Here is a 13,698-nt window from a genome sequence, read left to right as displayed (position 1 = left end):
GGGGTCAGCGCTGCGGGCCCACCTGCGAGGCGGTGAACAGCTCCGGCTCCCCCAGCTCGTCGGCCTCGCAGCGGACGAGCAGCTCGGTGTAGCCCATGTGGGAGAGGTTGTCGCGGAACAGCCGCATGAACGCCGCGTACTGCTCGACCAGGGCGGCACGCGCGTCGGGCGCCAGCTCGTCCAGGTGCGGGCGGGCGAGGATGTCCCGGACGAAGCCGTCCACCACCTCGTCGGAGATCCAGTCGAAGGCGTACTTCTCCTGGTGGAAGGGGATGCGGCCGTCGCCGAGGAAGAAGTCGAGCCAGTAGGACTCCTCCAGCGGTTCGACCGTCACCTGGATGGCCTCGGTGACGTCGGAGAGCAGCTTCTCCGAGGGCTGCTTGACGTAGTACATCGGGATCGCCGCGATGAAGCCGCCCGGACGCACCACGCGGGTGTACTCGGTCAGGGCGCGGTCCCGGTCCGGGATCAGCGAGGTGACGTTGCCGCAGAAGACCAGGTCGAAGGAGTCGTCGGCGTAGCCCGTCGAGGTGGCGTCGTTGACCTCGAAGGTGATGAGGTCGGCGACGCCGAGGCTCTCGGCCCGGCGGCGGGCCTCCTCGATGCTGCGCTCGTTGATGTCGATGGCGGTCACCCGGCAGCCGACCAGACGGGCCAGCTCGATGGCGGTGATACCGGTGCTGGTGCCGATCTCCAGCACATGGCTGTCCTTGCCGAGATGGGCGCGGGTGGCCAGGTGGGAGACGCTCGCGACGCCGCCGGGCGGGCGGTTGGTCTCACGCACGACGGAGATCAGCTCGTTGTAGTTCATGGCCAGGATGTCGGCCGCGGTGAGGTTGCCGAGGTTCATGGGAAATTCCTCCCGATTGTTGGGGTGTTCGAAGTGGTGGGCGTGGTTCAGGGAATGGCGGGCAGGCCGTTGGCCCGCTCCAGCAATTGCAGGTCGCGGATGTCACCGTGGCGCAGCACCCACATGAGGAACCGCTCGACGCCCATTCCGAAACCGGCGGTGCGCAGCGGCTTCTCCTGCTTCATACGGAGGTACCAGTGGTAGTCCTCCTCGGGTACGGCGTGCGCCGCGAGGGCCTTGCGGGCCTGCTCGGCGTCGACGTGCCGCTCGCCGCAGCCGATGACCTCGCCGGGGCCGATCAGCAGGTCGGCGTTCATGGCCTTCTGGCCGGTCTCGTCCAGCGCCTGGTAGAAGGGCACGGAGAGATGGTCGGAGTGGGTCAGCCAGACGGGCCCGTACAGCTCCATCAGCCGGTGCTCGCCGGCCCGGGTGATGGTCCGCCAGCCGTCGTGGAAGCGGAAGTACTCGGGGGCTCCGTCGAGCGCCGCGACCGCGTCGTCGAAGCTGATCCGCGCGGTGGGCCGGGCCAGGAACTCCGTCAGGTGGCCGGTGCCGGCGGCGACGCGGGCGAGCGGCTCCGCCAGGTCGCGGACCACGGCCGCCGCCAGGTGGCGCACATAGGCGTCGGCGACGTCGATGACGTCGTCCAGCCCGCCGGGGATCTCCGCCTCGCTGTGGAAGAACTGGGCGAGGTGGGTGGCGTCGGTGTCCTCGCCGCGGAAGCTCGGCATCAGGTAGTAGCAGCCGTCGTCGGCGAGCCGGCAGCCGTACTCCAGCAGGAACTGCATGGAGTCGGCGAGGTAGGTCGGGATGCCGAACAGGTCCACCTGTACCGGCAGCGAGTCGCTGCCGAGTCCCATGGGCGACGAGATGGACGAGGTGGTCACCGGCAGATGCAGTGCGCGCACCCCGCGCTCGCGCCAGAAACGCGCCGTCTCGTAATTGACGAGGTCCTGGAGTTCGACGAGGGTCGAATACAGCGGGTCGTCAAGAATTCTGAGATAGCGCGGCAGGCCGGCCGCGGATTCTTCTGCTGTCGCGTCTTGTTCGACAATCGACACGTCATGCACCTCCGATTCGCACGGCTGGTGTCGCCGTCTTCTTCTTCATCGTGCTGGCCGGCTGTCCCGGAATTGTTCCGGTCGCTTCGTGGCCGTCAGCGGGGAAAGGGAATGCGAAGGGAATCGAGCCATGCCTCGACCAGCGGGCGGCTCAGCAGCTGCCGGCGGAAGACGGTGCTGCACCGCAGACCGTCGCCGGAGTCGGAGATCCACAGGCTGATGTCGAACATCGCGTCGGTGAGTGTGGGTACGTCGATCTCCCCGCGGACACCGCCGAGTTCGAGGCCGAGCGGTGGGTTGCCGGAGATGAAGACGGACCGCCGCTCGTAGGAGAACTCCCCGCTCGTTCCGTCCGCGTTCCCCACCGCGTCCAGTACCGCGTCGTACGGCAGTCCCTGGTGCCGCATCGTCCACAGCACGCCCTCGCGGACGGCGGCGACGGTCTCCGGCAGGCCGGCGGAGGGCGGTGCGTCCACGGTGACCGGCAGCACGCTGACGAAGTTGCCGAGGACGCCCCTCGCCTGCGGCACGAAACGGCCGGGGAACGGGGAGAAGAAGCTGAGGCCCTCGCCGAGGACGCTGGGCCGCATGGCGTGCAGCACCTTGGCCGTGGCGAGCATGAAGCCGGACACCCTCAGTTCCCTGGCCTCGCGGACATGCCGTTGGTAGTCCGCCCCGGTCAGGCGGACCGAGGCCTGTTCCCCTTCGGACGTCAACTCCCGCCAGGGCACAGGCCGTTCGAGGACCGTTTCGGGGATGCCGGCCGGCAGTCGCTGCCGCCAGGCCGCGCGCAGCCCCGACTCGCCGCCCCCGGCCAGGGCCCGCCGCTCGGCGGCCGCCACCCGGGCGAGGGAGGCGCGGCGCCGGGCCGCGAGGAAGCGGGACTCGTCGTCACCGCCGTAGGCCTCGTGCAGGTCGTCCAGGAACTGGGCGTAGGAGATGCCGTCGCACACGGTGTGGTCGATCTTGATCACCAGGCAGCAGCCGGCGCCTTCGCTCCGTACGCAGACCACCTTGAGCAGGCGGCCGTCCCGCAGGTCGAAGGGGTTGCGGATCTCGGCGTCCGCGATGCGCCGTGCCGTCTCGTGCAGCTCGTGCCGTCCGACGGCGCCCAGGTCCACCACCTCGAGCAGGGGCTGCCACGGCGGCTCGGTCCGGTACTGGGGGCCGAGGTCCGGGTGGACCCGATAGCGGCTGGTGAGCGCGGGGTTGGCCCGGACGGTCCAGCCCAGTGCGCGTTCCAGCCGCGCGGGTTCGACCGCCGGCTCCGGGAAGGCGAACAGAAAGCAGGTGACGTTCTCGGAGGGGATGGTTCCGTCGTCGCGCTGCTGGTACCGCAGGCCTATGCCCATGCGGTGCGGGACGCTGTGCCAGCCGTCGGGCCGGTCGGGCGGGGCGGCTGTGGTCATGGACGGGCTCCTCGGGGATCGGGGGCGATGGGGGCGGGAGCGGGGCTCTCGGCCGGATCCCGGCGCCGGACGGCGACCAGGCCGACGGCGTGCAGCAGGGCGGCCGCGGTCTGGGCCGCCGCCAGCCCGAGGAACACCCCGTGCAGGCCAAGCCCCTGTACGGTCGAGCCGCTGACCAGCCAGCCGGCGGCGGCCCCCGTCAGCGCGAGGGTCGTGGCGACGGTGAGGGTCTCGGCGCGCACCGCGGCCGGCACCCGCAGGGCGCGGACGGCCGCGACCGGAGCGCTGGACACTCCGTTGAGCAGCCCGGCGACGGCCAGCGAGGCGGTCAGCGCGGGTACGCCCAGTGGCAGCAGCAGCGTGAAGAAGGAGAGGGCGAGCAGCGCCCGGCCGGTCACCGCCAGCACCGGTGCGGGCAGGCGCCGCAGCAGCGGGCCCACCAGCAGGGTGCCGAGCAGCGCTCCGCCGGCGAACCCGCCGGACAGCAGGCCGGCCACGGCGGGCATGCCGTGGCCGCGGCTCAGGGCGATCACCGGGATGGTGGCGAACAGGCCCTGCCAGGCAAACTCGGAGAGGGCCAGCGCCAGGGACCAGGTGGCCAGCAGCGGATCCGCCCACAAGGTCCGCACCCCGACGGTCAGCGCCCCGCGCCCGGTACCCGACGCCTCCGCAGCCCACCCGCCGGCCGACAGTCGACGCAGTACCAGAACCCAGCCCGCGCCCGGCCGCTCCCCATCCCGAGCCCGTGCCGACAGGCGACGCCGGATCAGAAACCGACCCGCGGGCGACCGCTCCCCGCCCCAAGGCTCCGGCGGAAGGTCACGCCGACCCGGAATCCGACCCCCACCCGGCCGCTCCCCGGCCCCTCCATCCGCCGACAGCCACCGCCGGACCAGAACCCAGCCCGCGCCCGGCCACCGCTCCCCAGCCCGAGCCTCTGGCGCAAGGTCACGCCCTGCCGGAACCCGACCCCCACCCGGCCGGTCCCCCACCCGTCCATCCGCCGACAGGCGACGCCGGGCCGGAAGCCGATCCGTGCCTGGCAGGGCGGCAGGCCGGGTCTGCACCGGCAGGTGACGGCGTATCAGCAGCGCCGAGGCCGCGAAGGTCGCCGCGTCGAGGGCGACGACCCGGGCGGGGCCGAGGACGCCGACCAGCAGCCCGCCCAGTGGGGGGCCGATCATCAGGCCCAGACGCATGGCGCTCTGCAGCGCGGCGGTGGCCCGGCTGAGCAGCTTCTCGTCCTCGCCCGTGAGGTCGGGCAGCAGCGCCTGCTGGCTCGCCGCGTACGGCGCCAGCCAGCCGCCCATGGCGAACATCACCAGGGCGGCCGCGGGCACGCTCAGCGCGTCGTAGGCGGCGAGGACGGCCAGCAGCGCGACCAGCGTGCCGCGGGCGCAGTCGCCGAGGAGCATCACCCGGCGCGGCCCGAGCCGGCCCGCCCAGGACGCGCCGAGCACCCCGAGAAGCACGGTGCCGCACAGCCCCGCGCCCATCACCAGCCCCATGTCCCCGGGCGAGTGCGTCCGGGTGAGGACCAGCCAGGGGATCGCCACGGTGCTCAGCCCGCTGCCGAGGACGGACGTGGCCTCGGCGGCGAGCAGGGCGCGCAGCGTCCGGTGCCGACGGAGCCGGACCGGCGCGGGGGCACCCGTCATGACCGGTGCCCGAGCACCTGCGCGGTGAAGTCGCCGAGCCGGGGCCAGTCGAACAGGGTGGTCAGCGGAACCTCGCGCCCGAAGCGGCGGGCGACGCCGATCACCAGGCTCTCGGCGAGCAGCGAGTGGCCGCCCAGCTCGAAGAAGGAGTCCTCCGGGCCGATGCCGTCGATCCCCAGGACCTCCTCCCAGACCTCGACCATGGCCCGGACCGTCGCCGCGTCCGCCGCCGCGGTCGCGTCCGGCGTGCCGGTGTCCGCGGCGGCCGTGCCGGTTCCCGCGAGGATGTCGGCGAGGGGGGCGTCGGGGTGTTCGGCGATGGTCCAGAGCACGTCCTGGTAGTCGGCGGCCATCGCCGTGAGGAGCGTGCGGCCGAGGGCGCCCGCCGGGTCCTTCCACAGCACATGGGTGCCGGCACTGTCCTCGCGGACCATGACGGCGAGGGTGAACCCGGCGCTGCTCTCGATGTCGAGCATGCTCAGCACGGCCTTGGTGTCCGGGCCGGTCAGCGGCAGTTCCTGCACGTCCAGGCCGTCGCGCAAGCCCGCGTGCCAGAACTGGAACACGCTGCGGTGGGTCAGTTCGCGCGCCTGGGGGCCGACCAGGCCCGCCGCGCGCATGATCGCCGGCAGCGGCAGCTCGCCGTGCAGCAGCGCGGCCTTGACCTGGCCGCGGACCTGCTGGAGCAGCTCGGTGTAGGTGTCCGAGGGCGCCATCCGGCAGCGGATCGGAAGCGGGTTGACGAAGTATCCGATCTGCTGGCGGGTCTCCTCCGGTATCCGGCCGTGGAACGGCAGGAAGGAGAGGATGTCCGCGGCGCCGCTGTAGCGCCGCAGCAGCGCGTAGTACCCGGCGAGCAGTGCCGTCACATAGGAGACGCCCGCCGCCTGGGCCCGGTGCCGCAGCGCGTCGGAGAGGTCCGCGGGCAGCCGGTCGCTCACCATCGTGTAGCGCGGCTCGTCGGCCGGGGCGGGCAGCGGCAGGTCCGGCGCCCCGGACCCCAGCTCCCGGCGCCAGTACTCCCGGTGGGCGGATCCGGCGTCCGTCTCGGCGAGTTCGACCGAGCGCCGGGCATGCCGCTCGAGGACGGCCGGGTCGTCGGGGACGGTGATCGGCTCGCCCGCGTAGGCCTGCCGGAGCGCGTCGAGGAGGAGCAGCACGGAAGCGCCGTCGCTGACCAGGTGGTGTGTCACGAGCAGCAGCACCGTCCAGTCCGGCCCGTCGATCAGCTCGACCCGGGCGAGGGGCCCGCGGCGCAGGTCGAACGGCACCTGCCAGGCCTGGCGGACCGCGAGGTCGCGGTCGAGGCGGGTGGCCGACACGCGGACCGGGACGGCCGGGGCGTCGGACCAGTCGAGACGGTTGCCGTCGGGCCCGGCCGTCACCCGCGCCCGCAGGTGCGGGAAGGCCGTGCCGAGCTGTTCGACCGCGGTGCGCAGCCGGTCCGGGTCGATGGTGCCGCGCACCAGGAGCGGCAGCGGGATGATGTGGGTCGCGGCGTCGGGCGCGAGTTCCCAGGCCACCCGCATGGCCTCCTGCCCGACGGAGAGCGGGATCGTGTGCTGTGCGGTGTTCATGAGGTCCTCTCAGGCTGGTGGGGCAGGCCGGCCCGCCCCTCGGCGAGGGCGCGCCGGTCGGTCTTTCCGGAGGGGCTGCGCGGCAGCTCGGCCATCGCCACGAAGCGGCCGGGCACCATGTGCCGGGGCAGGACGCGGCCGGCCTGGGCAGCGGGGTCCGGGTGCGGGCGGGCCGGATCGGGCACGTAGTAGGCGGTGAGCTGCTTGGTGCCGGTGCGGCTCTCGCCGAGGACCACGGCCAGGTCGCGGATGCCCGGGAGGCGGCGCAGTACGGTCTCCACCTCGCCGAGTTCGATCCGGAAGCCGTTGATCTTCACCTGGTCGTCCTCCCGCCCGGCGAAGCGGAGCCGGCCGTCCCGCAGCTCGGCGAGGTCCCCGGTGCGGTAGCAGCGCCCGGCGGGACCGTCCGGCAGGTCCAGGTGCCGGAACCGCTCCGCGGTGAGGTCGGGGCGGTTCAGATAGCCGGCGGCGACGCCCGCGCCGCCGATCCAGATCTCGCCCAGGACGTTCTCCGGGACAGGCCTGAGCCGTTCGTCGAGGAGGTGCAGTGCACAGCCGTCCAGCGGGGTGCCCAGGTCGCCTACGGCCTCGGCGGGGTCGGCGGGCAGCGTCGCGGTGGCGGCGAGCACGGTGGCCTCGGTGGGGCCGTAGCAGCTGACGAACTCGCAGTCGGCGCCGACGAGTTCACGCCAGCGGCGGACGTCGGCGGGGTCGATGACCTCGCCGCCGAGGACGACCCGGCGCACGGTGGCGGGCGGCGCGGGCAGGGACCGTACGGCCTGGACCAGATAGCGGAAGACGGAGGGGACGGCGCCCAGCACCGTGACGCGCTCGCGGACCAGCAGCTCGGCGCAGGCGCGGGGCGAGAGCACCGCCTCGGCCGGCACCACCACCAGCGTCCCGCCGGTGGCGAGGGCGCCCCACATCTCCAGGACGGAGAAGTCGAAGGAGTAGGAGTGGAACAGGGTCCAGACATCGTGCTCGGTGGCGGGGTACCGCGCGGTGAATGCCTCGATCATCGCGACGACGTTGCGCCGGCGTACCTCGACGCCCTTGGGGCGACCGGTGGAGCCCGAGGTGTAGATGACGTAGGCCACGGCGTCGTCGTCGCCCGGGCCCGCCGGGGGCACCGGCCCGGGCTGCGGCCGGGTGAGGTCGAGCCGGTCGAGCCGGAGCACGTCGAGGCCGGGCCGGGCGGGTTCGGCGAGGTCCTGGTCGGCGAGGACCAGGGCGATGCCGCTGTCCTCGATCATGTGGTCGCGCCGCTCGGCGGGGTAGGCGGGGTCGAGCGGCACATAGGCATGGCCGGCCGCGCCGACGGCGAGGACCGCGACCACGAGATCGGCGGTGCGGCCGAGGTGGAGGCCGATGCGCCGGCCGGGGGCGGGACAGCGCTCGTGCAGTACGGCGGTGAGCGCCCGGACCCGGCCGGCGAGTTCCGCGTAGGTCAGCTGCTTCTCGGCGTCGCGGACCGCGATCCGGTCGGGTACGCGTTCCGCCTGCGCGGTGAAGAGCCGGTGGAGGGAATGCAGGGACAGGGGGGACAGGGGGGACTGGGGGGACAGGGGGGCGGTGGGCACGGCGGGTCTCACCTCTCGTCGGCCGGCTGCGGGCAGGGGTGTCACAGGCCGAGGCGGACGCGCAGCCGGCGCATCCAGGCGTCGGCCTGGAGGATCATTTCGACGTCGGCCCGGCCGAACCAGCCGCCGCGGTCGAGCAGGCGGGGGTCCTCGGTGATCGCGGTGGCGCGGCCGACGTCCAGCAGGGGGCGCACCGGGGCCGTCGCGTCGTCGAGCAGGCTCCGCAGCCGGTCCAGCAGGAAGGCCTTGTACCGCTCGTCGTAGGTGGCCGGGTAGGTCGACTTGATCCGGTGCAGCACGGAGGGCGGCACCAGGTCCCTGGCGATGTCCCGCAGTTGGCTCTTGGTGCGGCCGCCGGTGAACTTCAGCTCCGGGGGGACGTTGTACATGAAGGAGTAGAGGGCGTGGTCGGCGAAGGGGAACCGGAGTTGCAGCCCCGCCGCGGTGCCCAGCCGCTCGGCGTGCAGCATGGTCTGTTCCAGCAGTCGTCCGGTGGTCAGGTGGTCCAGCTGCCGGACGGCGCGGCGGGCCGGCGAGTCCGTCGGCAGGGTGGGCACCTCGGCCAGCGCGGCGTCGAAGGTCCGCTCGAGATAGCCGTCGATGTCGACGGAGCGCAGCAGTTCGCCGCTGAACAGCCCGGTGCCGATGCCGTACGGGACGCCGAACCGCCGGGACTGCTCCAGCCAAGGGAAGCCGCGCAGTTCGCGCAGCGTGTCCAGCTCGCCGTACAGGCCGCCGAACATGGTGTCCGCGGCCTCGCCGCACAGCGCCACGGGCACCCGCTCGGCCGCGCGCCGGGCGAGGAGGTAGGGGGTGACGTTCTTGTCGCCGAAGGGCGAGGGATGGTCCTTGGCGGCGAGGACCTGCTCGCGGGTCGGCGGGTCGCAGACGTCCGCCACCGTGACCAGGACGTCGTGGTGTTCGCAGTCCCAGAAGCGGACCACGTCCTCGATGAAGGGGAGGTCCGGCACCCTGGCCCGGGTGCCGTCGAAGGCCACGGTGAAGGAGACGGCCCGCCGGTTCGTGCCGTGGCTGACCAGCCCGGTCAGCAGGCTGGAGTCGAGGCCGCCGGAGAGCAGGACCGCCGGCTCGTGCCCGGCGATGTCCTCGGCGACGGATGTCCGCAGCAGTTCGTCGGCGCGCGCGGTCGTCGCGTCCGGGTCCAGGACGTGGTCCCGGGCCTCCAGTGCCCAGTAGCGGTGCGTCCGGGTCCGGTCTGCGGTGATGCGCACCAGGCCGGCCGGCGGGACCTCGCGGACACCGCGCAGCGCGCCGTACCCGGACGGGCGCAGCTGGGTGACGACGGCGCACACGCCGTCGGCGTCCAGTTCGGGGGTGACCAGCCGGTGTCCGGCGAGGACGGCGAGGTCGGAGGCGAACAGCGCCCCGTCGGCGGTCGGGATCCAGCTCAGCGGCTTGACGCCCATCCGGTCGCGGCCGAGCAGGAGTTCGCTCCGGGTCGCGTCCCAGATCGCGAAGGCGAAGGCGCCGTCCAGGTGCTCGGCCACGGCCGCGCCCCATCGCAGATAGGCGTGCAGGATCAGCTCGGCGGGCGACGGCGGCGTTCCCGTGGCCGTCGCGTCGGCGCCGACGGCGGCCCGGAGCCCGGCGGCGTTCTTGAGGTAGCCGTCGCAGACCGCGGCGGCGACCGTCCGGCCGTCCGCCGTGGCCACGGCCGGCTGCTCGGAGCCGTGCCACGCCTGGTCGGTGCGCTGGATCAGGGCCGCGTGCCGCTCGGTCCAGGTGGCGGCGGTGCGGGGGCCGCGCACGGCGAGGCCGGCCGACATGTGGGCCACGGCCGCGTGTTCTCCCGTCAGATCACGTGCGTGGTCGACCCATCCTGCAATGCCTGACATCCGACGCCTCACCTCGGTCGTAATCGCAGCGACGACCGCACGCTAGGTTCGGCGGGTACCGAATCGGCTCCCGTCCGGTTTCCCGGATGCGCCGTGGACGGTCCGGTGAGGGAACGCGGAAAGAATCCGGATGCGATCCGGCGGGGCGTAGATCAGACGTTGATCGCGAATAGATCGCCCCCTGCCAGAATCGGTGACGACCACATCGCACGACACGAGGGGACTTATGACCAGGCGCGACGCACATGACCGCTGCTGGGTACGGGCCGTGGTGGCCGGTGCCGCTCTGCTGGCCGTACTGACGGGGGCCGCGGCGACGGCCGCGCACCAGTCCGGCACGCACTCCGCGGTGGCGTGGAACAGCACCGGCTCCGACTACGACCCGCCGAAGCAGGTCATGTAGGTCCGCGGAGCGGACAGCGCCCGGCCCCGCGGTCGGCCCGGCCGGACCGGCCGCGGGGCGGCAGGCGTGTTCAGACGGATTCCCCGCCGGGCACCTCGAGCAGCGCGGCCGCCTCGGCCGCGTCGGGCAGGCCGAGCCGCAGGAACACCTCGCGCGCCCGCTCCCACCTCTCCCGCGCCTCGGCCGTACGGCCCAGGTCCGCGAGGACCCGGCCCAGCACCATCAGCGCGTTGCCCCGGTCCCGTTCGGCGTCGATCTCCTCGCACTCCACCAGCGCCCGCTCGGCGTGCGCGAGCGCGCTCCCCGGGCTGCCGCCGGCGCGCAGGCTGTCGGCGAGCCGGTAGCGGGCGTGCGCCGCCCGGCCGCGCAGACCGGCGTCCGCGGACACGGTCAGACACGAGTCGAACCAGGTCACCGCGCCCGGGTAGTCGCCCAGGGCGTGCAGGGCGAGCCCGAGGACGTACATCGCGTACGCCCGTCCCGGCTCGTCCTGTCCGTACGGCAGCCCGTCCAGCATCCGGTGGCACATCTCGGCCGCCTCCGCGGGGCGGCCGCCGCGGACCAGGGCCAGCGCGGCGTTGCCCGTGGTGGCGACCTCCCCGGCCCGGTGGCCGAGGGTGCGGGCGAGGGCGACGGCCTCCTCGAAGTGGCACACCGCCTCGTCGTAGCGCGAGAGGTACTGCGCGATGAGCCCCAGGTCGTTGAGCACCTGGCGCAGGATCACCGTGTCGCCGACGTCCCGGCAGGCCGCCGCGGCCGCCCGTGCCTCCGGTTCGGCGTCGCCGAGCCGGGTCGCCGCGAGGGCGATGGTGCTGCGCAGAAAGCGGGCCCGGCCCTCGGCCCGGCGATCACCGTGCGCCACGGACGCGCGGACCAGCGCATCGGCGGTGGAGGCGAGTTGGGCGTAGCGGGCGTCGGGGTCGAACGGGCTGAGCGCGATGAGCAGGTCGATGGCGCGCCGCAGCCGTATCACGGCCGGCGAGGTGCCTGCTGCTTCGGTGTCCTCCCCCGCCGACGGTGCGGCCACCTGGGCGGCGAGGACCCGGGCGCCGTCGGCCTCGGCCCGCACCCACCGGCGGGCCGCGGCGAGATCGGCGAAGCCGGGCACGTCGGCCGCCGGGGAGCCGAAGGGATCGACGAGGGGGTCGCAGGGCACGGCCTGCTGAAAGGCCCGCCAGGCGGTCGCCAGCAGATGGCCGAGCAGCCGGTCACGGGCGGCCGCCGCCTCGTCGGGCCGCTCGTGCGCCGACTTGCGCCGGGCGAAGGAGCGGAGCAGATCGTGGTACCGGTACCGGCCGGGCTCCGTCGAGACGAGCATGCAGGCGTCCACCAGGGACTCCAGGAGGTCCTCCGCGGTGGGCTCGTCGGCATCGAGCATGGAGGCGGCGGCCGTCACCCCGAGGTCCGCGCAGTCCACGGCGGCGAGCCGCCGGAACGCGGTCGCCTGCTGCTGGGTCAGCTGGCGGTAGCCCAGTTCGAAGACGGCTTCCACCGTGAGTTCGCCGATGCGCAGTTCGTCGATGCGGCGCCACTCCACGGCGAGCCGCTCGTTCAGGCTGGCGATCGACCAGCGGGGCCGGGCGGCCAGCCGGGCGGCCACGATCCGTACGGCCAGCGGCAGGAAGCCGCACGCCTCCACCAGGCCGAGGGCCGCCGTCCGCTCCGCCGCCACCCGTTCGTCGCCGATGGCCCGGCCCAGCAGGCGCACGGCCTCCGCGCTGTGGAAGACGTCGACGTCGGCCTGGAGGGTCACCGGCAGCCCGGCCACCCGGGTGCGGCAGGTCACCAGCACCGCGCAGCCGACCGCGCCGGGCAGCAGTGGCCGCAGTTGCCGGCTGTCGCGGACGTTGTCCAGGACGATCAGCAGCCGGCGCCCGTCGGTCATCGACCGGAACAGCGCGGCCCTGGCCTCGACGTCCTCGGGCAGCGCCTCGGCGGTGACCCCGAGCGCCGCCAGGAAGGTCGCCAGGACGACGTCGGGTGCGCTCGGCACGTCGTCGCCGCCGTGCAGATCGGCGTACAGCTGCCCGTCCGGGAAGGCGTCCCGCACCCGGTGGGCGACGTGCAGCGCCAGCGCGGTCTTGCCGACGCCGCCCATGCCGGCCAGCGCCACGATCGCGGGGGTGCTGCGGCCGGTCTGGCGCAGCGCGTCACCGACGGCCGACACCAGCGCCTCGCGTCCGATGAAGTCAGGTTCGCCGGGCGGCAGTTGGGCGGGACGCGGGGGCGGTGGCGCGACGGCCGGCCGCTCCGCCCGCGCCGGGCCGCCGTCCCCCTGCGCGTCGGTTGCGCGTTCGGGCTCCGGTACGACGGCCGGGGCGGGCGAGGGCAGCAGTGCCGGATCCCGTTCCAGGATGCGCCGGTGCAGCTCCGCGAGGTCGGGGCCGGGCTCGACGCCGAGTTCCTCGACGAGCACCTGGCGGGCGCGGCGGAACACGCCGAGCGCATCCGCGGCCCGGCCCGTCTGGTAGAGGGCCCGCATCAGCAGTGCGTACGGCCGCTCCCGCAGGGGCTGTTCGGCGGTCAGCTCCGCCAGCTCCGAAACGCAGCCCGCGGCGTCGCCCAGCTCCAGGTCGTACGCCAGCCGCTGTTCGAGCAGGGTGATCCGCAGCTCGGCCAGGCTTCGGCGCTGACGCTCCGCGAACGGGCCGGGGATGCCCGCCAGCGGCTCGCCCTCCCACAGCGCGAGCGCCTCGGCGAGCAGGCGCCGGGCCTCGGCCGGCCGGCCCTGTGCGCCGGCCAGCCCGGCCTGTGCGGCGAGTTCCCCGGCCCGTAGCGCGTCGATCGACTCGTCCGGCACCACGAGCTTGTAGCCGTCCCCGAAGGAGACCAGCACCTCCGGCTCCGCTGTGTCGGACCGCAGGACCTTCCGCCAACGCCAGGCATAGGTACGCACGGTGGACAGGGCACGGTCGGGCGGCTCGGGACCCCACAGCGCCTCGGTCAGCTCGACGCCCCCCGCACTCCGTCGCGGCCTGAGCAGCAATGTGGCGAGCATCGCCTGCTGTTGCGGATACCCCACCGCCAGCGCGGTGTCGCCCCGGCGAACCTGGAGTGGTCCGAGCACCGAGAATCGGAGATCCGCCATGTACCTGACTCTTTCCCTGTCGATCTTGCCCGTCCGGATTATCTGCCGATAGGACAGGGCGTGTCGAAGCGGACGCGCCGCGCAGCGACGAGCACTGCCCGGTCACACGCCCCCGCATCCCCCAGCACAAGGGATGCAGGATTTCCCCGTTCCGTTCACTGTCCAGGCACAAGTGAAAGACCCCGGACCGGCAGTCGACGGCCACTAGCTGCCGCC

General features: G+C 73.7%; 9 protein-coding genes. 1 reads left to right on the top strand and 8 read right to left on the bottom strand.

The window, feature by feature from the left end; all coding sequences use genetic code 11:
* Window positions 1-4: 4 nt before the first annotated feature.
* The 7 genes from ACWCV9_RS27255 to ACWCV9_RS27225 all read right to left on the bottom strand — a co-directional run bounded on the left by ACWCV9_RS27255 (window position 5) and on the right by ACWCV9_RS27225 (window position 9,922).
* Window positions 5-850, bottom strand: a complete 846-nt coding sequence (locus tag ACWCV9_RS27255; protein WP_450790399.1) for a class I SAM-dependent methyltransferase — start codon at window positions 848-850, stop codon at window positions 5-7.
* Window positions 851-897: 47 nt separating this feature from the next.
* Window positions 898-1,911 (bottom strand): amino acid--tRNA ligase-related protein, encoded by a 1,014-nt coding sequence (locus tag ACWCV9_RS27250; RefSeq protein WP_450790398.1) that lies wholly within the window; start codon window positions 1,909-1,911, stop codon window positions 898-900.
* 95 nt (window positions 1,912-2,006) lie between these two features.
* The gene (locus ACWCV9_RS27245; RefSeq protein WP_450790396.1) at window positions 2,007-3,320 is read right to left on the bottom strand and encodes a condensation domain-containing protein; all 1,314 of its coding nucleotides are present in this window, start codon (window positions 3,318-3,320) and stop codon (window positions 2,007-2,009) included.
* Window positions 3,317-4,978 carry an MFS transporter gene (locus ACWCV9_RS27240; protein ID WP_450790394.1) on the bottom strand — a complete coding sequence of 554 codons (1,662 nt, stop codon included), beginning with the start codon at window positions 4,976-4,978 and terminating at the stop codon, window positions 3,317-3,319. The genes ACWCV9_RS27245 and ACWCV9_RS27240 overlap by 4 nt, the downstream gene beginning before the upstream one ends.
* Window positions 4,975-6,555, bottom strand: coding sequence for a condensation domain-containing protein (locus ACWCV9_RS27235; protein WP_450790392.1), 1,581 nt, complete (start codon window positions 6,553-6,555; stop codon window positions 4,975-4,977). Before ACWCV9_RS27235 ends, ACWCV9_RS27240 begins: the two co-directional genes overlap by 4 nt.
* Complete coding sequence (locus ACWCV9_RS27230; RefSeq protein ID WP_450790390.1) at window positions 6,552-8,135, bottom strand: amino acid adenylation domain-containing protein; 1,584 nt, start codon at window positions 8,133-8,135, stop codon at window positions 6,552-6,554. Before ACWCV9_RS27230 ends, ACWCV9_RS27235 begins: the two co-directional genes overlap by 4 nt.
* Window positions 8,136-8,176: 41 nt before the next feature.
* A complete protein-coding gene (locus ACWCV9_RS27225) occupies window positions 8,177-9,922 on the bottom strand; it encodes an asparagine synthetase B family protein (protein WP_450790561.1) in 1,746 nt (581 codons plus the stop codon).
* Window positions 9,923-10,217: 295 nt separating this feature from the next.
* Between ACWCV9_RS27225 and ACWCV9_RS27220 the strand changes: the two genes are divergently transcribed.
* Window positions 10,218-10,394, top strand: a complete 177-nt coding sequence (locus ACWCV9_RS27220) for a hypothetical protein (protein WP_450790388.1) — start codon at window positions 10,218-10,220, stop codon at window positions 10,392-10,394.
* 70 nt (window positions 10,395-10,464) lie between these two features.
* Here the strand turns inward: ACWCV9_RS27220 and ACWCV9_RS27215 are convergent, their stop codons facing one another.
* Window positions 10,465-13,482, bottom strand: coding sequence for an AfsR/SARP family transcriptional regulator (locus ACWCV9_RS27215; protein WP_450790387.1), 3,018 nt, complete (start codon window positions 13,480-13,482; stop codon window positions 10,465-10,467).
* Window positions 13,483-13,698 lie beyond the last annotated feature (216 nt).

It is taken from the genome of Streptomyces sp. NPDC001606 (genome assembly GCF_053596835.1).
The sequence above is the reverse complement of the archived record's forward strand: the minus strand, read 5'-3'. Positions and strand labels throughout refer to the sequence as shown.